Below are 23,060 nucleotides of genomic sequence, written 5' to 3'. Positions count from 1 at the left end.
CTTCCTCTTGGCCAAACTTGTAGCCGTAGTTCTGGGACTCGCTCTCGGTGGTTTCACGCACCAGGGAGGAGGTCACCAGGGAGCCGTGCATGGCGGAGAACAAGCTGCCGCCGAAGACACCTGCGACACCCAGCATGTGGAAGGGGTGCATCAGGATGTTGTGCTCGGCCTGGAACACCAACATGAAGTTGAAGGTGCCAGAGATGCCCAGGGGCATGCCATCAGAGAAGGAACCCTGACCGAAGGGGTAAACCAGGAAAACGGCCATCGCTGCAGACAGCGGAGCGCTGTAGGCAACACAGATCCAGGGGCGCATGCCCAGGCGGTAGGAGAGTTCCCACTGGCGCCCCATATAGGCGGAAATGCCGATGAGGAAGTGGAAGCAAACCAGCTGATAAGGGCCGCCGTTGTACAGCCACTCATCGAGGGAAGCAGCTTCCCAGATGGGGTAGAAGTGCAGGCCGATGGCGTTTGAAGAAGGAACAACTGCACCAGAGATGATGTTGTTGCCGTAGATCAGGGAGCCAGCGACAGGCTCACGGATGCCATCGATATCAACCGGAGGAGCGGCGATAAAAGCAATGGTGAAGCAGATGGTGGCCGCCAGGAGGCAGGGAATCATCAGCACGCCGAACCAACCCACATAGATGCGGTTGTTGGTGTCGGTCACCCACTGACAAAAGGCTTCCCAATTGCTCTGGCGTCCGCTGCGAATTGCGGTGGACATGGAAGAAAAGAAGACGGATAAACCTCTCCCCAAAAAAAGGGACAGGTGGAACAAGTTTATGGAGGGAACCTTCCCTTACACGGCAACTCAACAATCGGAATCAGCTCTCAAAAAAACTTCATTAAGCGCTTTATGAAGCATTCATGAAGTTGCATGAAGCAACCAATCGCGGGATTGCTGAACGAAACCGTTCCAGTTCACCCGTTCCTCCTCTGCAGCCCGAGCCACCAACAACGGCGCCTGCTGGTTCAACGCCACAAGATCGAGCTCATCAACACCGGCGTTGATTGCCAGCCAATCCGCCATGGATCTGCCCACAACACGGGTGAGGTAAGCCGCACTGAGGGCCTGCATCGAACCAGCAATCAGCCAACTCCCTCCATCAATTTTGGCCAGTCCAAGCAAGGTCTGCCCAGTCCACTCCACAACGCCTTGGGCGAGAGCCACCCGCGCCAGCTGGGATGCCGCTTCCCTGAGCACATCGGGCTGCAGCGACGTCCCCCAGATCTCCCCCATCTCCTTGATCATCAAACCGTTGGCCACCGTGACGGCAAGAAGATCAAGGCTGGCGATGGGTGATGCCATTACAGACCCGGCAACCACCCACTGAGTGCGTTGCTGGATCTGCAGAAAGCGATCACGCCGAAGCGATTCGAGGTCACGCTGCCAACGACGGTGCAGTTCCGCCAGCAGCCGCGGCCGCGTCTCGACCGCAGCCTGCTTCAGCGAACGGCGCAGCTGTGCCAGGGCAGTCCGCAGCTGCATCGAAGGCTCCTGAACCAGGATCCGCTCACGCCAGCGTTCGGGAAGGTCATCTCGAACGGAATCGATGGCATCGGTCGACGCGACCTGCTCTTCGATCGACACAAGCAGCCAAGCCGGCTGATCGTCCGGCACCTGCTGAAGCCAGAGCAGATCTGATGCCAGCAGTGGCGCCTTCAGGCTGAACAGGATCAGATCTTGATCCAGCAGGCCGCGGGGCCAGCAACGGCTGCCGTCGTCGGTGGTCAAGGGATGGCAGAGCGAAAGCGTCAACGGCACCGGGCCCGCCAGAGAGCTGCTGAGCTCTGTTTCATTCGGTCCCTGAGAAGCTCCCAAGGCGACCATTGCCATGCGCACAGGACCGCTGCGGTCCAGCACCGACTTGAATTCGGCGCGACGGGCCAGATCCGCGGAGGGTTGCTGCTCAAAACGAGCGAACTGATCCAACACCTCCTGGCATCGAGCCATCCATCCGTCCAGCGATACCGGTGCTGTGAAACGCGGTTGGCTTGGCTTGCGGCCAAGCCAGATCACAACGCCACCAGCGGCCAGTAGCCCCAGCCCCCCGCCGGGAATATGCATCACATCACTGATAAGCCACTGTCCAGCAAGCAGTCCAGCTCCAGCCAGAGCCAGCGGCCGCATCAGCGACGACGGTGGCATCACCAGGTCTGGCCATGAAGCCGGTAGTTTCAATAGAAGGGCTGCTGTAGCAGTGGCCCTTCTTAGCTCAACCCATCACCTGACACCAGAACTTCAGGCCAGAAGGACGACTTCTCCATAAGTTGGGAACAGGCCAGGGTCAGCCGTGACACACAGTCATCCCATTGCGATGGTCGACAACCGCCGGGGGGTGCGCAGGGTTCTCATGGTGGCCCTGGGCCTGAACATCACCATGTCGCTGCTGAAGCTTCTGGTGGGGGCCATGAGTGGTTCCCTGGCAGTCATCGCTGATGGCATGCACAGCGCCACTGATGCGCTGTCCAGCCTCACGGGACTGGTCACCAACAAACTTTCTGATCCACGGCCTGACCGGGATCACCCCTATGGGCACCGCAAATACGAAGCTGTCGGAGCCCTCGGTATCGCTGGTTTCATCCTGTTCACAGCGATCGAAATCCTGCTGCGTTCAGGCGAGAGGCTGCTCGAGGGCCTGCCACCAATCCGTGTGACAAGTCAGGAGCTCGTGCTGCTCACGCTCGTGCTGGGATTCAATCTCCTGCTGGCGGGATATGAGCTGCGGGAAGGTCGGCGACTGAACAGCAACCTGCTCAAAGCAGATGCCCAGCATTCGGCGAGCGACGTTTGGACCACCGTGGTGGTGCTGGTGGGCATGGCAGGGGCGGTCTGGCTGCAGGTGAGCTGGCTCGACGTAGCGCTGGCCATCCCCATGGCCCTTCTGCTGATCCGTGTGTGCTGGCAGGTGCTGCGCGGCACCTTGCCCTGGCTGGTGGACCACATGGCGGTTGCACCTGAAGCCATCTATGCCGAAGCGATGGCTACCGCCGGCGTCATGAACTGCCACGACATCGCCAGCCGGGGCGTTCTGGGCCAGCAGGTGTTCATCGAAATGCATATGGTTGTCGACGCAGACGACCTCACCAAGGCGCACCGGATCACAGAACAGGTGGAGGAGCGCTTGGACAAAAGTTTCGGGCCGGTGCGGTGCACCATCCATCTGGAACCCAAGGACTACGTGGAGGACGGGATCACCTACACCGGCGCCCATGGCTGAGGTCGACACAGCAACAGATGAGCTCGCTGGGCTGACCTTGCGTCAGCAGCGGGGGCTGATTGAGGTGCTCGATGAAGTTCGCCGTGCCGACGGCTGGTCTTGGCAACTTCCAGTGTTGCTGCGGGAACGATGCTGGCTGCGGCTATCTCGCACTCCCCTGACCGAGCTGCACCGCTTGCTCCCTCCGGATGGACGCGATGAAGCGCCGGAACTGATGCAATACCGGCGGTTGCTGCAGCAGGGAATTGATCCTTTGTTGGCCCAACAGAGCTGCTGGCATGACTTCGGCATCGAGGACTGCCAGAGAGCGCTGCGGGACTACTGGAACAGTCGTGACACTGCCATCCACGGTTGGACAGCTGAGCGGTACCGACAACTTGTTAGCAGCTATCGCGAACGGATTGAACGGGGAATCACAGCGGTTCCGATGCTCGTGCTGGCTCGGAAGAACAGCGTTGAATGCCACCAGCTGCTCTGGATCACCGAAAACACCCCGGTGATGCGTCACACTTGCGCCTGATTCCAGGCCATGGGCCATGAGTGATTCCTACAGCGATCCCCAACAACAGGCGGGGCAGGGAGACGGCGGCCGAGACGGTCAGCGCAGTCGTGGCGGCGGCCGTGAAGGCGGAGGCTTCCGGATTCGACTGAGCGACAACGAAATGCGTTCGGCAAGGGCACTGCAGGAGGCCTTCAATCTCCGATCAACGGTTGCCGTTCTTGGTTTCGCAATCCGCAGCCTCGGCCAAATGCTGGAGGACGGCCAACTCGACGCCCTGATCGAGCAGCAACGCAATCAACCTGCTAGGGGTGGCCGGCGTGATGGTGGTGGACGCGACGGTGGAGGTCGCGATGGTGGAGGTCGCGGTCGCCGTTTTGACGACGAGCGCAGCAGCCGCGGATCCCGCCCGAACCCTTTCGCCCGACCCGCCAAACCCAAGCCGGAAGTCCAGGCTGAAGCGGTTGACGAGCCAGAGGTGGAACCGGTAGTGGAGCCTGTGGTCGAGTCAGAAGTAGCCCCCAGCGACGACACCAAAACCGAAGCAACCGAGGACTGATTGATGAACCGGCCAAGGGTTCTTTCCGGGGTGCAACCGACCGGGGCACTACACCTCGGCAATTGGCTGGGTGCCATCCGCAATTGGGTTGACCTGCAGGAGACCCACGACACCTTTGTTTGTGTTGTGGATCTCCACGCCATCACCGTTCCCCACGACCCCAGCCGCCTGGCTGAGGACACTCGTTCCACAGCAGCGCTTTACTTGGCCTGTGGCATGGACCCCAAACGCTGCGCGGTGTTTGTGCAGAGCCAGGTGGCAGCCCACAGCGAACTCTGCTGGTTGCTGAATTGCGTCACGCCACTCAACTGGCTTGAGCGGATGATTCAGTTCAAGGAGAAAGCGGTGAAGCAGGGGGACAACGTCTCCCTGGGCCTGCTGGACTATCCGGTGCTGATGGCCGCCGACATCCTTCTCTACGACGCTGACCTGGTGCCCGTCGGTGAAGATCAGAAGCAGCACTTGGAGCTGGCGCGTGACATCGCGCAACAGCGCATTAATGCCCGCTTCGGTGGCAAGGACACCCCGGTGCTCAAAGTGCCCAAACCGATGATCCTCAAGGATGGTGCACGGGTCATGAGCCTGACAGATGGCCGCAGCAAGATGAGCAAGAGCGACCCCAACGAGGGGAGTCGCATCACCCTTTTGGACCCTCCCGAGCTGATCACCAAAAAGATCAAACGCGCCAAAACCGATCCAGAGCGTGGTCTCGAATTCGGCAACCCCGACCGGCCAGAAACCGACAACCTCTTAGGGCTCTACGCGATCCTGAGCGGCAAGGGGCGGGAGCAGGCCGCCAACGAGTGCGCCGAGATGGGTTGGGGACAGTTCAAGCCGCTGCTGGCAGAAGCCACCGTGAACTCGCTGGAGCCCATCCAGGCCCGCTACCGGGAGCTGATCCAGGACACCACAGAGCTCGATCAGGTGCTGAGCACAGGCCGCGAGAAAGCAGAATCCGTAGCCAACGCCACGCTTGAACGGGTTCGGGACGCCTTGGGCTTCGCCCGACCAGCCTGATCAGCACCAAAGAAAAGCATTAGCTGCTCTGATCAATGCGACGGCTATGGGCTTGAGCTATGGCCCCTGAGGCCTGAGGGAGACAACCTCAACCGCAGACGCGAGTCTCGCAAGACTCTCACCCTTCTATCAGCTGCTTATACACATCGCAGACTGCGCGTCAACCCCCCAAGAACCGATCTCGCGTCCAGGCCTCGTGGGCCAGCACTGTTACCGTCCACCTAAATGCTCTTTGTGAGTCGTCTTTTTTCTGCGTTCAGCCCAGTCACCAATTGGAACAGGCCTGTCGTCTGTGCTGCCCTGGCCGCAGGATTGGTGCTGTCCACAGGAGCCACACAGCGACCTCAGAAAACAGATACGCCTTCAGACCATGCCACGCATGGCGAGACGAGCAGCCGCGCCCATCTGGCCACGGGCAACGAGGGCGGGCGTTATGAGCTGACGCCTGAGCGCCGCGCCCTGCTCAACACCATTCGCTTCGCCGAGGGGACCTGGAAGGACGGCGAAGATAAGGGCTACCGGATCACATATGGCGGCGGGCAGTTTCAGGACCTCTCACGTCATCCCCAGCGTGTGATCGTGAAGCGGTACAGCAGCGCTGCAGCTGGGGCCTACCAATTCCTGCCCAAGACCTGGGAAGGAGTGGCCAAGGAGCTGAAGCTGTCCAGCTTCGAGCCAAGGCACCAGGACCAAGCCGCTCTGCACCTTGTTGAGCGTCGGGGTGCTCTCAAAGAAATTGACCGGCAAGGCCTGACCAAGAACGCCATGGCGAAGTTGGCTCCCGAATGGGCATCCTTCCCCACCTGGAATGGCCGCTCCGCCTACGGACAACCGGTGAAGAGCCATCAGGAACTGGCGAGCTTCTACAGCAGCAACCTGCGCCAGCTGCGCAATCAGCTGGGGGCCTGAGGCGAACGGGTCGAGCCCAACTTCGCGGCCAAGGCCCACACCTCCGTGACCAAGCCATGCCACGGGTTCATCACCTCCATCGAGACAGCCATGGGCTGCGTTGACGCAGCCATCAGAGAGCGCGTTGCAGCAATTGCCTTCTTGCCATCCTGCAGCCGTCCCTCCATGAGCTGACGCTCCTCTGACGGCATCACCTCCTCCGGACAGGCCTGCAGAAGCTCCTCCCCACGCTGAAACCAGTGCTCGAAGTCATCGAGAAGAGATGCCAGCAACTCATCCAACAATGAGCCAGCATCCCGATTGGTTGACTCACCCATGTGTTGCCCTCGGGTCTCGCCCATAGGATGGCGGGCCCTGAACCTGAACCGGTGAGCAGCGCTGCAGCAACCACCCCAGCCCCTTCAGCACCAGTGGTTCTGCCCAAGACCAGCGAAAGCGATCAACTGCTCAAGATTCGGCACTCCATGAGCCACGTAATGGCCATGGCTGTGCAGCAGTTGTTTCCCAAGGCACGCGTCACCATCGGCCCCTGGACCGAAACCGGTTTCTATTACGACTTCGACAATCCCGATCCCTTCACCGAGGCCGACCTGAAGGCCATCAAGAAAGGGATGATCAAAATCATTAACAAGAAGCTGCCCCTGGAGCGGGTCGAGGTGAGCCGTAGCGAGGCCGAGGCAAAAATCAAGGCCCAGAACGAGCCCTACAAGCTCGAGATCCTTGAAGGACTGCAGGAGCCGATCACCCTTTACACCCTTGGCGAGGACTGGTGGGACCTCTGTGCCGGCCCCCATGTGGATCACACCGGGGAACTCAACGCCAAGGCCTTCGAGCTGGAAAGCGTGGCAGGCGCCTACTGGCGTGGTGATGAGACCAAAGCGCAGCTGCAACGCATCTACGGCACGGCCTGGGAAACCCCGGAACAACTGGTGGAGCACAAACATCGCAAGGAAGAAGCTCTCCGCCGCGACCATCGCCGGATCGGCAAAGACCTCGACCTGTTCTCCATCGAGGACGAGGCCGGCGCTGGCCTGGTGTTCTGGCACCCCCGCGGTGCCCGCATGCGCCTCTTAATCGAAGATTTCTGGCGCCAGGCCCACTTTGAAGGCGGATACGAGCTCCTCTACACCCCCCACGTGGCGGACATCAGCCTCTGGAAGACCTCAGGCCACCTCGACTTCTACGCCGAGAGCATGTTCGGTCCAATGGAGGTGGACGAGCGTGAGTACCAGCTCAAGCCGATGAACTGCCCGTTCCACGTGCTCACCTTCGCCAGCAAACTGCGCAGCTACAGGGAACTGCCAATCCGCTGGGCGGAGCTTGGAACGGTGTATCGCTACGAGCGCCCCGGTGTGATGCATGGTCTGATGCGGGTCCGGGGCTTCACCCAGGACGATGCTCACGTGTTCTGCCTGCCCGAGCAGATCAGCGACGAGATCCTGAAAATTCTCGATCTCACCGAGCGCATCCTCTCCGCCTTCGATTTCAGCAACTACGAGATCAACCTCTCCACCCGCCCCGAGAAGTCCATCGGCGATGACGCCGTCTGGGACCTGGCCACCAATGGACTAATTGAAGCCCTAGAGCGCAAGGGTTGGGCCTACAAAATCGATGGGGGCGGCGGCGCCTTCTACGGCCCGAAAATTGATCTCAAGATCGAAGACGCCATTGGCCGGATGTGGCAGTGCTCCACCATCCAGTTGGATTTCAACCTGCCGGAACGATTTGAGCTCGACTACATCGCCGCCGACGGCAGCAAGCAGCGGCCGATCATGATTCACCGAGCCATCTTCGGCTCGCTGGAGCGATTCTTCGGAATCATGACCGAGAACTACGCCGGCGATTACCCCTTCTGGCTGGCCCCGGAACAGGTGCGTCTGTTGCCCGTCACCGACGAGGTGCAGCCCTACGCGGAGCAGTTGCTGAACCAACTCACTGAAGCTGGTGTGCGCGCCACCATCGACCGCAGCGGCGAGCGTCTCGGCAAGTTGATCCGCACCGGCGAACAGATGAAGATCCCCGTGCTGGCGGTCATCGGTGCCAAGGAAGCAGAGCAGAACGCCGCAAGCCTGCGCAGCCGACGGGACGGTGACCTCGGGGTCACATCGGTGGCCGACCTGCTCAGTTCTGCTCAAATGGCCAACAGCCAGCGCGCCGCAGGCCTGGAGCTGAACCGATGACGGACTCCCCCGTGCAGAACCTCGCCGATCTCGCGCGTCTGCGTGGAGCACCGGAACTGCTTCCTCAGATCAGGAACGAACTGCGAGGAGAACTCGATCAGGCGATGGCCAACGCCAGCTGGTTCACCATCGGCGTTATGGCCCCGTCCATGGAGAAGGCCATCACAGCGCTGCGCAGCCTCGAGCGAAGCCAACAGTGGGAGCCTCTGCAGCTCGTCGACAGCCCCAAGGAGCCGGGCCCTGTTTTTCTAAAAGCCAATCAGAAGGGAGGCACGATCAGAATTCGGATCGAGCACGGCCTCGGCGAGGGAATTCTGATCAGTGGTCACGGCGACGACGACATCACGCCAAGCACCACCTGGGGACCGCTTCCACTGGACTTCTTCTCCTGAGCGGACCACGCTGTTAAAAGACGCTGCGGCCATGGATGGCCACCACCACACTCCTAGCGGGGGACATGGGAGGCACCAAGACCCTGCTCGCTCTGTATGTGAGTGAAGCGGGTCAACTGCGCCTGATACATCAAGAACGCTTCGGCTCGGGAGAGTGGTCATCCCTTGAGCCGATGCTCGAGGCCTTCCTCAACAATCGACCAGCTGATCTCCCGGCTCCTACGCATGCCTGCATCGCCGTTGCCGGTCCGGTGCGCCATAAGGAGGCCAGGATCACAAATTTGCCCTGGCGGTTGCGGGAGGCCGACCTGGCGAGGGCAGCAGGCACTGAACGCCTCGAGCTGGTGAATGATTTCGGCGTGCTGATTTACGGGTTGCCCCATTTCGACGGCAACCAGCAGGTGATCCTTCAGAACGGCCACCAAGACAATGGCCCCCTGGCAATTCTTGGTGCCGGCACCGGTCTCGGTATGGCACGAGGACTGCAGAGCGAACAGGGACTGGTGGCCCTGGCGAGCGAGGGAGGGCACCGCGAATTTGCCCCGCGCAATGAAGCGGAATGGGAGCTTTCCTGCTGGCTCAAACAAGACCTCGGCGTCAACCGGCTGTCGATTGAACGCATCGTGAGTGGCACCGGCCTTGGGCATATGGCTCACTGGCTGCTTCAGAAACCCGATGCCGCCATGCACCCCCTACGCAGCGTGGCTGAGGCATGGCGGCGCAACAGTTCCAACGATCTTCCCGCTCAGGTGAGCGTCGCGGCTGAGGGGGGTGATCCCTTAATGCAACGCGCCTTACAGCTGTGGCTTGAGGCCTATGGCGCAGCGGCAGGCGATCTTGCCCTTCAAGAACTCTGTACGGGAGGCCTCTGGGTTGGTGGGGGCACAGCATCAAAACAATTGAAGGGACTGCAATCCGACAGCTTTCTCAACGCGATGCGCGATAAGGGGCGCTTCCGCGAGCTGATCGAAGGGATGCAGGTCACAGCGGTGATCGATCCCGATGCCGGACTGTTCAGTGCAGCCTGTCGCGCCAGGATGCTGGCGGAGTCAGGTGGGACACTGGCCTGAGAAGAGGATCAGCGATGGCGCAGCCGCGCATCGGTCAGAAAGTGGTCGTGGACGTCCCGGCAACCACCGCCAATCTCGGCCCCGGATTTGACTGCCTCGGTGCAGCCCTCGACCTGAACAACCGATTCGCGATGCGGCGGATCGAAGGGGGCGGTGAACGGTTTGAGCTGATTATTGAGGGATCGGAGGGGAGCCACCTCCGTGGTGGTCCTGAAAACCTCGTCTACCGCGCGGCCCAACGGGTGTGGAAAGCGGCTGGCCTGGAACCCGTTGCCCTTGAGGCACGGGTGCGTCTTGCCGTGCCACCGGCACGGGGGCTGGGCAGCAGTGCCACGGCCATCGTGGCGGGATTGATGGGAGCCAATGCCCTCGTCGGTGAACCCCTTCCCAAGGAGAAGCTGCTCGAGCTGGCCATCGACATTGAAGGGCATCCCGACAATGTTGTCCCCTCCCTTTTGGGAGGCCTCTGCATGACCGCAAAAGCCGCCTCTCAGCGCTGGCGCGTGGTGCGTTGCGAATGGGCGCCAAGCGTGAAGGCCGTCGTGGCGATTCCATCGATTCGCCTGAGCACCAGCGAAGCCCGTCGGGCCATGCCCAAGACCATTCCCGTTGGCGATGCTGTGGTCAACCTGGGTGCTTTGACGCTTCTGCTGCAGGGGCTGCGCACCGGCAACGGTGATCTGATCTCCGACGGCATGCACGATCGTTTGCACGAGCCTTACCGCTGGCGGCTGATCAAAGGCGGTGACGAGGTCAAACAGGCAGCCATGGACGCGGGCGCCTGGGGCTGCGCCATCAGCGGAGCCGGACCAAGCATCCTGGCTCTGTGTGAGGAAGACAAGGGCCCAGCCGTCAGTCGCGCGATGGTCAAAGCCTGGGAAGAGGCGGGGGTCGCCAGCCGCGCGCCGGCGCTGAATTTGCAGACCTCTGGCAGCCACTGGCAACCGGCCGAAGATGAGTAGATCCACCTAAACAGGGCATTCAGCCCTGTTAGCTTTGTTAAAGATTGCGGACATGGAATGGATGCTGGGTTAGCAGAGCTTGCTGTCTCGGGCAGTCCATTCCCCTGGTTGTCATTGATTGTGCTGTTGCCGGCGGCAGCAGCTTTGATGCTGCCACTGGTTCCGAGCAGCGAAGAAAATCCATCCCCTGCCCCGAAAATCATCACACTGGTCGTCCTGCTGGTCGATCTCCTTTTGATGATGGGGGTGTTTGCCACCCGCTTCGACCCCAGCACTGAAGGGCTTCAGCTGGTGGAGCGGGTGAGCTGGCTCCCAGCGCTCGGCCTCGAATGGTCCCTTGGTGTTGATGGTCTTTCAGCACCCCTTGTGGTGCTCAGCGGCCTGGTCACCTTGCTCTCTGTGGCTGCCAGTTGGTCTGTGCAGCGCAAATCACGTCTGTACTTCGCCCTGATGCTGGTTCAGGCCTCGGCCCAGGGCCTTGTGTTTCTCTCACAGGATTTCCTGCTGTTCTTCCTGGCATGGGAGCTGGAACTTGTTCCCGTCTACCTGCTGATCGCTATCTGGGGCGGACAAAACCGCCAGTACGCCGCGACCAAATTCATCCTCTACACAGCCCTGGCCTCTCTGCTGATACTGATCAGCGGCCTGGCGCTGGCTCTCTCCGGTGAAACCTTCACCTTCAACCTCACCGAACTGGCAGCTCGCTCCCCCGGCGGCAGCTTTGGCCTGTTGTGTTATGTGGGCTTCCTTATTGGCTTCGGCGTGAAACTGCCGATGTTCCCGCTCCACACCTGGCTGCCCGATGCCCACGGCGAGGCGAACGCGCCGGTGTCGATGCTGCTAGCCGGGGTACTCCTGAAAATGGGCGGCTACGCACTGCTGCGCTTCAACGTGCAAATGCTGCCGGAAGCGCACGCCACCCTGGCGCCGGCTCTGGTGATCCTTGGGATCGTGAACATCGTTTACGGCGCCCTCAACGCCTTCGCCCAAGACAACGTCAAACGCAGGATCGCCTGCAGTTCCGTGAGCCACATGGGCTTTGTCCTAGTGGGGATCGGTGCCGTTGATGCCCTGGGAATAAGCGGAGCCATGCTCCAGATGGTGAGCCATGGCCTGATCGCTGCAGCGATGTTCTTCGTGACGGGTGTTTTCTACGAGCGAACCAAAACCCTCTCGATCCCCAATATGGGCGGATTGGCAAAGGCCCTGCCGATCACCTTTGCCTTCTTCCTTGCCAGCTCCTTGGCGTCACTGGCGCTGCCTGGCATGAGTGGCTTCATCAGTGAAATCACTGTTTTCCTTGGCATCACCAGCCAGGAAGCCTTTACCTCCGTCTTCCGTTCGATCACCGTGCTGATGGCCGCCATCGGTCTGGTGCTCACACCGATCTATCTCCTTTCCATGTGCCGCCGGGTTTTCTTTGGGCCCAGGATTCCTGCCCTGGCCAGCGTTGCTGACATGCGGCCCAGGGAACTAGTGATTGGCCTCAGCCTGCTGGTGCCAACCCTGGTGATCGGAATCTGGCCCCGCGTTGCCATGGACCTTTACGAAGCCTCCACCAACGCTTTGGCCCTCCAGTTCATTGCCAGCTGAGATGTCGACTGTTTCCCCCCTTCTGCGCGGCCAAGGGCTTCCCGAGTTCCGTGCCATTTCCCCTGAGCTCGTCAGCACAGACATCCCTGTTCTGCTCGCACAGCTGGATCAGGACTTCAGCTCACTGGAGCATGCTCTGGATAAAGCCCTTACAGGACCATCGAAGCTGTCCTGGGACGGGGTGATGCAACCGCTCCAGGCCATCGGCGAACGGCTGCGTTGGAGCTGGGGTGTGGTGTCACACCTCAATGGCGTCTGCAATTCCGCTGAACTACGCGATGCCCATGCCGCCCAGCAACCCGATGTTGTGCGCCTCAGCAACCGCCTTGGCCAAAGTCAGATTCTTCATCGGGCCTTGATGGCCCTTGAACGCGATCCCGCCGAACCACTCAATCCAACCCAAGAGCGGATTCTGAAATCAGAGCTGCTCTCGATGCAGCAGCGCGGTGTTGGACTCAGTGGCGATGAGAAGGAAGCCTTCAACAGCACCAGTGAACGCCTGGCCGCTCTCTCCACCCAGTTCGGCAACCACGTGCTCGATGCCACGCAGCAGTGGACCCTGAAGCTCGGCCAAACCAGCGACGTAGCAGGCCTGCCGCAGCGGGCTTTGGAGGCATTGGCCGCAGCAGCTCGCGAAGCAGGAGACGCTGATGCGTCTGCGGAGTCCGGCCCCTGGCTGCTGGGACTGGACATGCCCCGCTATTTGCCCTTCCTCACCCATGCCAACAACCGATCACTGAGAGAAAAGGCTTATCGCGCCCATGTGGGGCGGGCCAGTGAAGGAGAACTCGATAACCGGGCACTGATCGAGGAGATCCTGACCCTGAGGCGCGAACAAGCTTCCCGCCTGGGCTATGCCCATTGGGCTGACCTCAGCCTCAGCGCAAAGATGGCTGAGGATGTTCCGGCTGTGGAAGCACTGCTGGACGAACTGCGCGCTGCGGCATACCCAGCAGCTGAGCAAGAGCTGCGGGATCTCCAAGCCATCGCCAGGGAGCACAAGGCCCCTGAAGCTGATGAGCTAGCTCCCTGGGATATTGCCTACTGGTCGGAGAAGTTGCGCCAATCCCGATTCGACCTGGACCAAGAAGCGCTGCGCCCTTGGTTCCCGCTGCCGCAGGTGCTCGAAGGCCTGTTCAGCCTGTGTTCACGACTGTTCGACGTCGAGATCTTCGCCGCCGACGGCGAGGCACCGACATGGAACGACGATGTGCGCTTCTTCCGGGTGAAGCGCTCCGATGGCACACCTATCGCCGGCTTCTACCTCGACCCCTTCAGCCGACCCGCCAGCAAGCGCGGTGGAGCTTGGATGGATGAATGCTTAGGCCTCAGCAAGAAACCAGATGGATCTGTCGTGCTGCCGGTGGCCTACCTGGTCTGCAACCAGACCCCACCTGTGGGTGACACCCCCAGCCTGATGAGCTTCGAGGAAGTGGAAACTCTTTTCCATGAATTCGGCCATGGGCTTCAGCACATGCTCACCACCGTTGAGGAACCGGAAGCTGCTGGCATCAGCAACGTGGAATGGGATGCCGTGGAACTCCCCAGCCAGTTCATGGAGAACTGGTGCCTTGATCACGCCACCTTGATGGGCATTGCGCGACATTGGCAGACCGGCGAACCCCTGCCCGAGGCGGAATTCAACAAGCTGCGCAGCAGCCGCACCTTCAACTCCGGCCTGGCCACCCTGCGACAGGTTCACTTCGCCCTCAGTGACCTCCGCCTCCACAGCCAGTGGAACCCGGAACTTGGCATCACCCCAGACGAACTGCGCCGTGAGATTGCTGCCACCACCACGGTGATGGCTCCCATCCCAGAGGATCAGTTTCTCTGCGCCTTCGGCCACATCTTCGCGGGTGGCTACTCCGCTGGGTACTACTCCTACAAATGGGCTGAGGTGCTCAGTGCTGATGCCTTCTCCGCTTTTGAGGAGGTGGGTCTGGATCAGGAGGATCAAGTTCGCGAAACGGGAGGCCGCTTCCGCGACACCGTGCTCAGCCTGGGTGGCAGTCGCTCCCCAGCAGAAGTATTTGAAGCCTTCCGTGGCCGTCCGGCCAGTACCGAAGCACTGATTCGCCATTCCGGCCTGGTGGCCGCGGCCTGAGCTCAGGCGCGCAAGCTGCTGCTGAGCCGTCGAATCGCGGCGGGGTGGCTGATCAGCTGCTGATGGGTCCAAACGGGGAGTTCCTCACACCGGCCCAGGGGCAGAACGGCCCTCCAGCCGGGGCAGACCATCAGATCCCAGCGGCAAAAGAAACTGGAGCAGTAGACCCCAGCCAGGCCATCGGATTGGCGATTCAGCTCTCGTAGCAGGCGACTGCCCATTTTCATGTCTGCAGCACCCGGCAGGAGCGGACGGGGGATCATCTGAGCAGCCAAGGTGCCTTGCTGCGGGCTTCCCACGCTGAAGAAGCGCCGGGTGCGCTGCGCTCCCCCAAGCTCCTGCAGCCAGATTCTGCCGATCACGCCCCCCATCGAAAAACCCAGAAGATCGACCCTGGTTTCTGCACCGAAGCGCCGCTGAATGCTCTTATCCAGGCGCGAGGCCAACTGCCGCAGGGGAATCCAGCCCAGACCATGGGGCAGGTGTGGCGCCAGCAACGGAAGATCAGGCTGGTCCAACCCCTGAATCAATCGGTGAAAAAGACGAGGCGAGTCCCAGAGACCATGCACCAACACCAAAGGGATGCTCACAGGGCTGATTTGCCGCCATGGCGCGATCGTTCCACGAACACCCGACCGTTAAATCCCGGAACCGGTGCAGAACATTTTGTTAGCCGTAACCACATCGGCATGGGCCCGTAGAGGGTTTCCAGCCGATCAAACATCTGCTCGCTGAAGTGCTCGATCGTTAGGCAACGAACCTCCTGGGACAACCCTTGCAGGGCCTGAATCGCCACGCTGTAGTCGAGGCTCTGGCTCAGGTCGTCGGCCACGGCAGCAGCCTTCAGATCGAGCTGAACACTTAAATCAAGGTTGAACCATTGGCCATCCCGGCGTTCGTGTTCCAAAACCCCGACGTGGGCCCACAACCGCAGCTCCCGCAGACCGATGCAATCCATCAGAGCGGCCGATCAATGTGGGTGAAGACGCGGCTGCCGTTGGCATAGTCGGCAGCGATATGGCCCTCGCCGCGCAACCGATAGCGGTAGGTCACCAGCCCCTCAAGGCCAACAGGTCCCCGGGGCGGCAGGGTCTGGGTGCTGATGCCCACCTCAGCGCCGAATCCATAACGGAACCCATCGGCGAAGCGGCTGGAACAGTTGTGATAGACCCCGGCGCTATCCACCGCCGCAAGAAAACGATCAGCCGCCTTGGCATCCTCCGTCAGGATCACTTCGGTGTGACGTGAGCCATAGGAACGGATGTGATCGGTGGCTGCCTCGAGATCGTCCACCAGCTTCACCGCCAGGATCAGATCCAGATACTCCGTGCTCCAGTCCTCCTCCGTGGCCACTTGCGCCACGCCAAGGGCCACGCTCGCGGCATCACCGCGCAGCTGCACCCCGGCAGCTGCGAATACCGGCAGCGCAGCGGCAAGAAAAGGCTGGGCAATGGAGCGGTGCACCAGCAAGGTCTCGATGGCGTTGCAGGCGGCGGGGTACTGGCTTTTGCTGTCCACCGCCACCCGAACAGCTTTATCGACATCGGCCGCAGCATCAACGTAGAGATGGCATACCCCATCGGCATGGCCCAGCACAGGAATGCGGGTGTTGTCCTGGATAAAGCGCACCAGGTCGTTGCTTCCCCTGGGGATGATCAGATCCACGAGGCCATCGAGACGCAACAACGCCAGGCTTTCCTGTCGTGTTGTAAGCAGCGCCAGGGCATCGGCAGACACCGGACTGGCCGCCAGGCCTGTCTGCAGGGCGTCCATCACAGCCTCATTGGTGCAGCGGGCCTCACTGCCCCCTTTCAACAGAGCACCGTTGCCCGAACGGATCGCCAGCGAGGCGATCTGCATCACAGCATCCGGCCTGGCTTCAAAGATCACACCCACCACCCCAAGCGGCACAGAGACCCGTTCCAACACCAAGCCCTGGTCCAGCTCCCGGTGCAACTGACGACAGCCCAGCGGATCACTGAGGCTGGCCACCTTGCGAACGCCATCAATCGCCGCGGCCAACTTGGTGTCATCCAGCTTCAGACGAGCCATCAGAGCCGGCGACAGCCCATCGGCCGCAGAGCGTTCGAGGTCTTCACGGTTGGCCGCGAGGATGGTTGAGGCGCGGTCGGTCAGCGCGTCCGCCATCGCCTGGAGCGCCAGGGCCCGTTGGCCGTCATCGGTCTGCCCCAGATCAACAGCAGCACGGCGGACAGCCGCGGCACGCGTCAAAAGCGCGGCGGAAGGCTCTGGAACGCTCGACATCAACGCAATCAATCTGGAGCCATCATCCCGTTCAGCCGCTGTAGAGCGAGCCGCGCTGCTCCAAGGCGTCCAGCACCATTGCCCAGGCAGGCGGCTTCGATCCGCAACCCCTCCCGTGAGATGCCCGCCCCCCGCACCCCCCCCCCCCGCCGCCCGGAGGGCAAAAGGGGGGGGGCGCCCCCCGCCAGTCCGCCCCCCAACAGGACCAACTGTGGCGTGAACACGTACACCAGCGAAGCAACGCCACAGCCGAGGCGCTCGCCGTAACGGCTCCAAACCTCAAGAGCCGCCGGATCACCGGAATCAGCCTCCGCACTGAGCTCACGTGGATCGCGATCACACAAACGTCGCAGGCCCGTGATGCTGGCGAACTGCTCCAGTGAGCCACGGTTGCCGCTGTTGCAGGCCGGACCATCGGACTGCACCCCGATCAGACCGGGTTCCGCTGCGGCACCGTTATGGCCAGTAAACAGCTCACCTCTCAAAAGCACTCCCCCTCCCACACCGGTTCCAAGGGTCAGCAGCACCACATCACCTACACCACGGGCAGCACCGAGCCATGCCTCTCCGACCACCGCACAGTTGCCGTCATTGGCAAGGGTGACCCGACGATTGAGCCTGGACTCCAGCCAATCCGCCAGCGGCACGTCCTCCCAGCCCGGCAGGTTGATGCATACCCGGGCCACCCGGGCCGCCACATCCATCGGACCAGGGAGTCCGATGCCGACCGCCTCAACCACATGCTCCGGGTCAATCTGTTCAATGGCTTCACAGAGGGCCATCGTCACGGCGCCAGGCACTGCGGGCTGAGGCGTGGGCACTTGCGCCTCCGCTAGCACCGTGCCGTCAGCACGGATCCGAGCCAGCTTGATCGCCGTGCCCCCGAGATCCACCCCAATCACTTGCGCGTCCGGCATCCCTTAGAACCGGAAGAACACCTGCAACTGGCTCTGCCAGGTGCCATTGGCATCCATAGCCGCAGACACAGACGTGGTCGGTGTTAGCCGATAGGAGACAGTTCCTTGTGGAGGAACATCAACATCGGTTGTGTTCGGTGCCATCAATACGGAGAGGTTGAGTTTGTCGGTCAAAGCCACACCAAACTCAGTCACCACTGTCAAGGTCGGCGAAACGTTACCGGAGGTGCGCTCCTCCTGTGATTTCACCTCAGGATTGACATAGGTCGGGAAAATCGCCACCTGGAGCCGTTGCCCCATGACATCGGTCAAAGTACCCAGAACAGGTGAGAGCAATGACTGGCTCACCATCGTGGCCAACGCGGCTCCACCAGTGCTGCCTAAAGAACCCAGGGAATTGCCACCGATCAAACCCAACAGCTGTTGCTCGCTCATCGGAGGTGAGCTCCTCAAAACAAGGTTGTTTCTGTCACCCAGACGGTTGGCCGGGCCAGTGGCCTGGACCATGACCTTCACCAGTCGAAGCTGGCCAAACATGGCGTGAGCGCTGCCAGTGCCATTTGAAGCAAAGAGGTTGGTGCTGGTTAGCTGATCGCTGTTGCCCGCGCTGACGGTGTCGGAGACCCTGGCTTGCATAGCGATATCCACATAAGGGATAAGCCCCAACGAGGGCGTGAACACCGCAACGTTCTCCTCCTGCGGATCCAAACGGAGGGGAGCGAGAGGGGGAATCCAGATCCTGCCCGAATTGAGCTGAATCACCCCTCTTGCCTGCAGAGAGGGGTCCAGGGGGCCATTCAAGGTCACCGCACCACCGCCTTTGAAACTGATCGCGCGCATCAGCACCCTGGTGTCAGGCCCAAGGGCCAGCCGAAGGTTCTCAAAGCGGATGGCGGGCAGCGTTGGCATGAACCGCTGCGGCTGATCTGGGCCCTTGATCGGTGTGTTTGGTCCCATTAGGACCAGAGGATCCTTGAAATCCCACTTCTCCTCTAGAAGGGTTTTGAACGATTGAGTACCTGGCTGCACCGCAGCGGAGGGACCCTTATCAACGCTGGGGACCAATCCTTGAGGCTGCCTTCGCCGAGCACGTCCGAAGAATCCGGACTGAGGCCGAAGCGTCCCTCTCGACAGGGCCAGATTTCCAGAGAGAACGGGTTGCAGCAAAGCACCAGAAACCTGCAGTTCGCCATCGGCCTGGAACTGCACGATCGGCTGACGAATCTGACCTCGGCTGAGTTGCAAGGTGAGCGATGAAGTGCCGCTCTGGGGGGTGAACAAGCCAAGGCTTCCTGAACCGCGCAGCAAGCCGCCGCGTCCCACTTCGGCCTCCAGGCGTTGCACCAAGACGCGATCGAAATCGAACAGGATCGAGGCGTTGATCCGGCTCAGCTCTTGTTCACCGATGCTGAGATCTCCATTGCTTACAACCACAAAGCCATTGGCTTGGGGTTGGTTCAAAGGCCCGCGCAGCAACAGCCGCAGATTGGTTCTCCCCTGCTTAACGATTAACGAATCCCCAGCGAGAAGCGTCAACACGCCAAGGGCATCCCCATGGCTGTCCAGCCTCAGATTCAGATCGGCTTCGGGATCAAAGGGAACCGTGCCAGATAGATTGATTGCTTCCTTGCTCTCGCCTCCCTTCAGAGACAGATCCAGGCGAATCAACTCACGATCAACGACAACCGATCGCTGCTCCAACTGCAGGGGCTGGCCCGCCAGGCTGGCGGAATCGAGCACCAGATCGGAAACGAGCAGAGGAGCCGCTCCGCTGAGGTCGTAACGGCCGCGGATGCCAACGCTGCCGAGGAGCTGCGGCGGTACAGGAGCCAACAACGCCAGCAGCGAGATCGGAACCTGCAGCAGGGAAAGGTCACCAGATCCACCGAGCAGCGGGCCACGAAGCGTGGCAACCACCGGTTGAAGCTGAAGAGCTTTGGCCTGGTCATCCCCCTCAATCCATAGATGCGCCTTTGCGATCAGATCGGCCTTCAGATGTTTTGAATTGGGGCCCTCGATCGTTCCAGACAGATTGACCCGCCCTTCCAGGCGATCCAGATCTGGGCCCTTGCGGGGATTGGTCAGGGAATAGGCCTCGAGAGCCCGGCGCGATTGCGCCAGAGCTCGCAACTGACCATCAAGCGAGCCTCCGAAGGTGTTGATGAACAGGGTTCCGAGATCTTCAGCACGCCCAGGGGCCATACCCGGATGGGTGTCGCTCCCTCTCAACTGACGGGCCAGCAGCGTCACCCAGGTCACATCTAGGCCTTCGGCTCTAATTGAGCTGTGCATCCGCCCACCCAGATGGCCACGGGCCTTCAGCCGGATGCTGCCCTGCAAGGGCGTGAGCGCTGCATCGGCCTGAAAACGTCCATCGCTCAGGGAGCCCTCCACCTCGAGGCTTCGCATCGCAACCCCCGCCATCGAGGGTTCAACAATTGCGGCAGACCCACGGATCGCGAGGGGGGCCACGGCAAGACTCCCGGCACCCGTGAGCTGACCTGCCACCGCTTGAGGCTGGGTAACCGGCGGAAGGATGAAACGAAGACCATCGATGTTGAAACCCGCTGCACTCCAGCTGTAGCGGCGTTGATCCCCAGCCCGAGCCAGCCGGTCCAAGCGCAAATGCCCCTCACCACGGTGCAAGTGCACGGTCTTGGGCCAAGCATCGGCATCGAGCTCAGCCACGAGCGTGCCGGGCACAACGGGATGCTGGGCCGCCATCCCCAGGCGAGCACCATGACCGAGTTCGCCGTTGAGGCTGCCTTGCCAGCGTTCGGGAACATGCAATGCCCCGACGCGGGGTTGATCCAGCATCAGGCTGATGTCGGGCTGCAGCGCCGAAAGCAAACCGTTCACGCGTCCCCGCGCCGCCACCTGCCCCCCCAACGTCATACCGATCAAGGGGGTGAAGCGGCTCAGATTGAGAGGTTTGAGTTCAAAGCCGCTCTGAAGTTCACCGGCTTGAAGCCGTCCCTGCGCCAGCTGTAAAGGCAGGCGCGCTTCCGCCAGCAACACCGGACTCGTGAAGCGATCCAGCACTAGGGCGGAATCCTTCGTGGACCATCGGGTCTGGAACGACCACTGGTCCAGCAAAGGGTTGGCCGCCTGACCAAGCTTCAGGCTCAACTCCGGTGAGGCCAACGCACCACTGACGTCGACGGCGCCAAGAATCGGAGCGGCTTTACCCAATACGGCCTGCAAGGTAGGTACCGCAGACCAGAATCGGGGATCGATCTCCAACACTGAACTTCGCAGATCCAGCTCGGATCCGATCGTTCCGGCCACTCCGAAGCTAAGTCCCGGAGCACTGAGACGGAGGTTGTCGACGGCAACAGACGGTTGCTGCACTTGCAACCAGGGGGTGCGCCCCTGAGCCTCCAGCGTCAGGGCTGTGTTGAGCCCCATGGCCTCAGGCATCCTGATCTGTCCGTCGGCACTCCACTGGGGCTCCTCCCAGGGGCCCTGGATCCTGAGCTTCAACCGGTCCTTGCTTGCGGGGCTGAGATCTGTGCTGCGCACGTCAGCGCGGAGATCAAAACTCTTGTTCAAGGCAACGGAGCCTGAGGCCCGAGCCTCAAAGGCTGCGAAACGCAGTTTGGAGGGCTCCAGCGTCAGTCGATCGCCATTGCAAGCGACGCTGAGCCGACGGCTGTTAAGCGAAGCAAGCTTGAGACGCTTGAGGCTGAGCCCACCTCGGCAGTTCAAAGAACCATCGGCCCAGCCGATCTGAACGTCTCCCTCCAAGGTCCCTGAGGCATCCAGATGCTGAGCGGGGGCGATGACGGCCCCCAACGGTTTCAGGTTGAGCCTATCCATCCGAGTTCGAAGCCTGAAGCTCGGGCGATCCCAATGCCCTTGTCCGTCCAGCCGCAGCGCCCCTTCAACGTCGACCCAGCGAAGTTCCGATGCAGTGCTGAAAAAGGCTTCTCCGAGCCGAACCGCGCCCCGGCTGCGAAGTTCAAGGGTCTGCTGCTGTGGACCGAAACGAAGCCGCGCGGGGTCGGCCAACCGGTACTGCACTCCAAGTCGCGGCAGGGCGCCGTCGCCGCTCAGCTCACCAAAGGTCCAGTAACGACCAGCCTCATTGGCCTGCAACTGGCCGCGCAGCTTGTGCACTGTGATCTGCAGAACCGGCTGCAGACGCCGAAGACTCGCCAGGGGAGCAAGGCTGACCTCCAGCCCGGCCAGGCTCAGCTCAGAACGATCCGCCGCCGACGGCAAGATCCGACTCGGCCCAATGGCGATCCCCAAGCCCCAGGGGCGAAGTCCCTCGTAGGGACCAATGTCTACTTTGTGGCCCAGAGGACCCGAGAGCGTGCGCTCCAAACCGGGGCGCACGCGGCTCAGGACGCTTTCCGCAGCACGGTCAACGGCGACGAAGCCTGCAGCTCCAGCCCCGATGAGAACGAAGCTTCCAGCGCCCAACAGGGTCCTACGCCGCGTTTTCCACATCAGACGCGGCTATTACCCCGGGATCTCGCGCAATATAAGGAGACTGTTTTCAGTCCACCAGACCCAATGTCCTTCGATCAGCTGCTGCTTACTGCCGCTCCCTGGCTGGGTTGGTCTGGGCTTGGGCTAGGAGCGCTGACAGTTGTTGCCTTCCTGACCAATTGGGGCATTCGGTTTCGGCTGGTCGGTGTGAGCAGCTTCACCCTGCTGCTGGCCGTGAGTTGCTGGGCGTTCGGCGTGAGCTACACACCACCAGTGGTGGTGGAGGGTGCGGTGCGTGCACCGATCGTGTTCGACAACGGCAACGACCTTGTGGTTGCTCAGGTTCCCGCCGACCTGGCCCCAACCACAGTTCAAGCCACCCTGGAGCAATTGGAGGGCAACCTGCGCGGCTCCGGTCGCTCCAGCAGCACCGTGCTGGTGCGGTTGCGGGGCATCCAGGCGGAGGGCGATGGGCTTGGACGCCCCGTCATCCTGGGCGAGGTGAACAAAACCTTGCGTTGATGCCGGACTTCAACGACGCGATTGAGGAGCTCCCCCAGTCGTTTCGCAGGGAAAAACAGGAGCTGGATCGGGCCGGCATCAACCGCTGGTCCAGCATCTGTGGCTTAACAGATTTGCAGCTAAGCCAACTCGCCCGCAGTGGCCAGGCTTCAGCCCGAAACCTGAAACGGCTGAGGGGCATGGCCAACTTGGTCTGCAGTTTGGATTTGACTCCCCAGGACGCCGCGCTGCTGATGCATGCGGGCATTGCCACGCCCGCTGCTCTTGCGGCATGCACCCCCGAGCGTCTCGTACGTCAGACCGGGCGGCTGGAGCGCAGCCTTGGAACCAAACGGCCTGCCGTGGTGGATTTACGGGTAGCAGGCGATTGGATCCGACGCGCCAGGCAACTGGCGAACTGACCCCAGCAG

The 23,060-nt window shown here is 61.4% G+C and carries 21 protein-coding genes; 13 read left to right on the top strand and 8 right to left on the bottom strand.

What is annotated here, in order from left to right; translation table 11 throughout:
- A partial coding sequence (locus tag FZZ85_RS06410) for a photosystem II q(b) protein (RefSeq protein ID WP_226413299.1) occupies positions 1–727 on the bottom strand: 727 nt, incomplete at its 3' end.
- 141 nt (positions 728–868) lie between these two features.
- A complete protein-coding gene (locus FZZ85_RS06405) occupies positions 869–2,152 on the bottom strand; it encodes a YcjF family protein (protein ID WP_226413297.1) in 1,284 nt (427 codons plus the stop codon).
- Positions 2,153–2,321: 169 nt separating this feature from the next.
- Between FZZ85_RS06405 and FZZ85_RS06400 the strand changes: the two genes are divergently transcribed.
- The 5 genes from FZZ85_RS06400 (at position 2,322) to FZZ85_RS06380 (ending at position 6,208) form a co-directional block, all read left to right on the top strand.
- Complete coding sequence (locus FZZ85_RS06400) at positions 2,322–3,224, top strand: cation diffusion facilitator family transporter (RefSeq protein ID WP_226413345.1); 903 nt, start codon at positions 2,322–2,324, stop codon at positions 3,222–3,224.
- Positions 3,217–3,744: a hypothetical protein gene (locus FZZ85_RS06395; protein WP_226413295.1), complete on the top strand. Its 528-nt coding sequence runs from the start codon at positions 3,217–3,219 to the stop codon at positions 3,742–3,744. Before FZZ85_RS06400 ends, FZZ85_RS06395 begins: the two co-directional genes overlap by 8 nt.
- Positions 3,745–3,760: 16 nt before the next feature.
- Positions 3,761–4,282, top strand: a complete 522-nt coding sequence (locus FZZ85_RS06390; RefSeq protein ID WP_226413293.1) for a hypothetical protein — start codon at positions 3,761–3,763, stop codon at positions 4,280–4,282.
- A gap of 3 nt (positions 4,283–4,285) precedes the next feature.
- Positions 4,286–5,299, top strand: coding sequence for a tryptophan--tRNA ligase (gene trpS, locus FZZ85_RS06385; RefSeq protein ID WP_226413291.1), 1,014 nt, complete (start codon positions 4,286–4,288; stop codon positions 5,297–5,299).
- Between the two features lie 234 nt (positions 5,300–5,533).
- Positions 5,534–6,208, top strand: coding sequence for a glycoside hydrolase family 104 protein (locus tag FZZ85_RS06380; RefSeq protein ID WP_226413289.1), 675 nt, complete (start codon positions 5,534–5,536; stop codon positions 6,206–6,208).
- On the opposite strand, the gene FZZ85_RS06375 is transcribed toward FZZ85_RS06380, so the two are convergent.
- Positions 6,193–6,525 (bottom strand): DUF2605 family protein, encoded by a 333-nt coding sequence (locus FZZ85_RS06375; RefSeq protein WP_226413287.1) that lies wholly within the window; start codon positions 6,523–6,525, stop codon positions 6,193–6,195. The genes FZZ85_RS06380 and FZZ85_RS06375 overlap by 16 nt on opposite strands.
- A gap of 27 nt (positions 6,526–6,552) precedes the next feature.
- Between FZZ85_RS06375 and thrS the strand changes: the two genes are divergently transcribed.
- Genes thrS through FZZ85_RS06345 form a run of 6 tightly spaced genes read left to right on the top strand, consistent with a single transcriptional unit; the run spans position 6,553 to position 14,509 of the window.
- The gene (thrS, locus tag FZZ85_RS06370) at positions 6,553–8,388 is read left to right on the top strand and encodes a threonine--tRNA ligase (RefSeq protein WP_226413285.1); all 1,836 of its coding nucleotides are present in this window, start codon (positions 6,553–6,555) and stop codon (positions 8,386–8,388) included.
- A complete protein-coding gene (locus FZZ85_RS06365; RefSeq protein WP_226413283.1) occupies positions 8,385–8,780 on the top strand; it encodes a DUF1824 family protein in 396 nt (131 codons plus the stop codon). Before thrS ends, FZZ85_RS06365 begins: the two co-directional genes overlap by 4 nt.
- A 35-nt stretch (positions 8,781–8,815) precedes the next feature.
- Positions 8,816–9,850 carry a glucokinase gene (locus FZZ85_RS06360; RefSeq protein ID WP_226413281.1) on the top strand — a complete coding sequence of 345 codons (1,035 nt, stop codon included), beginning with the start codon at positions 8,816–8,818 and terminating at the stop codon, positions 9,848–9,850.
- A gap of 14 nt (positions 9,851–9,864) precedes the next feature.
- On the top strand, positions 9,865–10,812 hold the full coding sequence (gene thrB, locus FZZ85_RS06355) for a homoserine kinase (protein ID WP_226413279.1): 948 nt from the start codon (positions 9,865–9,867) through the stop codon (positions 10,810–10,812).
- Positions 10,813–10,869: 57 nt separating this feature from the next.
- Positions 10,870–12,405, top strand: coding sequence for an NAD(P)H-quinone oxidoreductase subunit 4 (locus tag FZZ85_RS06350; protein ID WP_226413277.1), 1,536 nt, complete (start codon positions 10,870–10,872; stop codon positions 12,403–12,405).
- 1 nt (position 12,406) lies between these two features.
- Positions 12,407–14,509, top strand: a complete 2,103-nt coding sequence (locus FZZ85_RS06345) for a M3 family metallopeptidase (RefSeq protein WP_226413275.1) — start codon at positions 12,407–12,409, stop codon at positions 14,507–14,509.
- 2 nt (positions 14,510–14,511) lie between these two features.
- Here FZZ85_RS06345 and FZZ85_RS06340 read toward each other — a convergent pair whose 3' ends face one another.
- The 5 genes from FZZ85_RS06340 to FZZ85_RS06320 are packed head-to-tail and all read right to left on the bottom strand — an operon-like array spanning position 14,512 to position 22,146.
- Entirely contained in the window at positions 14,512–15,099 is a 588-nt protein-coding gene (locus FZZ85_RS06340; protein WP_226413273.1) for an alpha/beta fold hydrolase, read from the bottom strand.
- Entirely contained in the window at positions 15,096–15,467 is a 372-nt protein-coding gene (locus tag FZZ85_RS06335; protein WP_226413271.1) for a dihydroneopterin aldolase, read from the bottom strand. The genes FZZ85_RS06340 and FZZ85_RS06335 overlap by 4 nt, the downstream gene beginning before the upstream one ends.
- On the bottom strand, positions 15,467–16,774 hold the full coding sequence (locus tag FZZ85_RS06330; RefSeq protein ID WP_226413269.1) for a glutamate-5-semialdehyde dehydrogenase: 1,308 nt from the start codon (positions 16,772–16,774) through the stop codon (positions 15,467–15,469). The genes FZZ85_RS06335 and FZZ85_RS06330 overlap by 1 nt, the downstream gene beginning before the upstream one ends.
- A gap of 8 nt (positions 16,775–16,782) precedes the next feature.
- Positions 16,783–17,691: an ROK family protein gene (locus tag FZZ85_RS06325; RefSeq protein WP_226413267.1), complete on the bottom strand. Its 909-nt coding sequence runs from the start codon at positions 17,689–17,691 to the stop codon at positions 16,783–16,785.
- Between the two features lie 3 nt (positions 17,692–17,694).
- Positions 17,695–22,146: a translocation/assembly module TamB domain-containing protein gene (locus tag FZZ85_RS06320; RefSeq protein WP_226413265.1), complete on the bottom strand. Its 4,452-nt coding sequence runs from the start codon at positions 22,144–22,146 to the stop codon at positions 17,695–17,697.
- A 66-nt stretch (positions 22,147–22,212) separates the two neighbouring features.
- On the opposite strand from FZZ85_RS06320, the gene FZZ85_RS06315 reads away from it, so the two are divergent.
- Positions 22,213–22,650, top strand: a complete 438-nt coding sequence (locus tag FZZ85_RS06315; protein WP_226413263.1) for a Ycf51 family protein — start codon at positions 22,213–22,215, stop codon at positions 22,648–22,650.
- Positions 22,650–23,051, top strand: coding sequence for a DUF4332 domain-containing protein (locus FZZ85_RS06310; RefSeq protein ID WP_226413261.1), 402 nt, complete (start codon positions 22,650–22,652; stop codon positions 23,049–23,051). The genes FZZ85_RS06315 and FZZ85_RS06310 overlap by 1 nt, the downstream gene beginning before the upstream one ends.
- The last annotated feature ends 9 nt before the right edge of the window (positions 23,052–23,060 follow it).

Origin of the sequence: Synechococcus sp. MU1642 (assembly GCF_020514115.1) — a bacterium.
Taxonomy (GTDB): Bacteria; Cyanobacteriota; Cyanobacteriia; order PCC-6307; family Cyanobiaceae; genus Parasynechococcus.
The sequence above is the reverse complement of the archived record's forward strand: the minus strand, read 5'-3'. Positions and strand labels throughout refer to the sequence as shown.

Coding starts and splice junctions, on each gene's coding strand:
- FZZ85_RS06405 (WP_226413297.1), bottom strand. CDS start 2,152: ATGCCACCGTCGTCGCTGATGCGGCCGCTGGCTCTGGCTGGAGCTGGA.
- FZZ85_RS06400 (WP_226413345.1), top strand. CDS start 2,322: ATGGTCGACAACCGCCGGGGGGTGCGCAGGGTTCTCATGGTGGCCCTG.
- FZZ85_RS06395 (WP_226413295.1), top strand. CDS start 3,217: ATGGCTGAGGTCGACACAGCAACAGATGAGCTCGCTGGGCTGACCTTG.
- FZZ85_RS06390 (WP_226413293.1), top strand. CDS start 3,761: ATGAGTGATTCCTACAGCGATCCCCAACAACAGGCGGGGCAGGGAGAC.
- trpS (WP_226413291.1), top strand. CDS start 4,286: ATGAACCGGCCAAGGGTTCTTTCCGGGGTGCAACCGACCGGGGCACTA.
- FZZ85_RS06375 (WP_226413287.1), bottom strand. CDS start 6,525: ATGGGTGAGTCAACCAATCGGGATGCTGGCTCATTGTTGGATGAGTTG.
- thrS (WP_226413285.1), top strand. CDS start 6,553: ATGGCGGGCCCTGAACCTGAACCGGTGAGCAGCGCTGCAGCAACCACC.
- FZZ85_RS06365 (WP_226413283.1), top strand. CDS start 8,385: ATGACGGACTCCCCCGTGCAGAACCTCGCCGATCTCGCGCGTCTGCGT.
- FZZ85_RS06360 (WP_226413281.1), top strand. CDS start 8,816: ATGGCCACCACCACACTCCTAGCGGGGGACATGGGAGGCACCAAGACC.
- thrB (WP_226413279.1), top strand. CDS start 9,865: ATGGCGCAGCCGCGCATCGGTCAGAAAGTGGTCGTGGACGTCCCGGCA.
- FZZ85_RS06350 (WP_226413277.1), top strand. CDS start 10,870: ATGGATGCTGGGTTAGCAGAGCTTGCTGTCTCGGGCAGTCCATTCCCC.
- FZZ85_RS06345 (WP_226413275.1), top strand. CDS start 12,407: ATGTCGACTGTTTCCCCCCTTCTGCGCGGCCAAGGGCTTCCCGAGTTC.
- FZZ85_RS06335 (WP_226413271.1), bottom strand. CDS start 15,467: ATGGATTGCATCGGTCTGCGGGAGCTGCGGTTGTGGGCCCACGTCGGG.
- FZZ85_RS06330 (WP_226413269.1), bottom strand. CDS start 16,774: ATGTCGAGCGTTCCAGAGCCTTCCGCCGCGCTTTTGACGCGTGCCGCG.
- FZZ85_RS06325 (WP_226413267.1), bottom strand. CDS start 17,691: ATGCCGGACGCGCAAGTGATTGGGGTGGATCTCGGGGGCACGGCGATC.
- FZZ85_RS06320 (WP_226413265.1), bottom strand. CDS start 22,146: ATGTGGAAAACGCGGCGTAGGACCCTGTTGGGCGCTGGAAGCTTCGTT.
- FZZ85_RS06315 (WP_226413263.1), top strand. CDS start 22,213: ATGTCCTTCGATCAGCTGCTGCTTACTGCCGCTCCCTGGCTGGGTTGG.
- FZZ85_RS06310 (WP_226413261.1), top strand. CDS start 22,650: ATGCCGGACTTCAACGACGCGATTGAGGAGCTCCCCCAGTCGTTTCGC.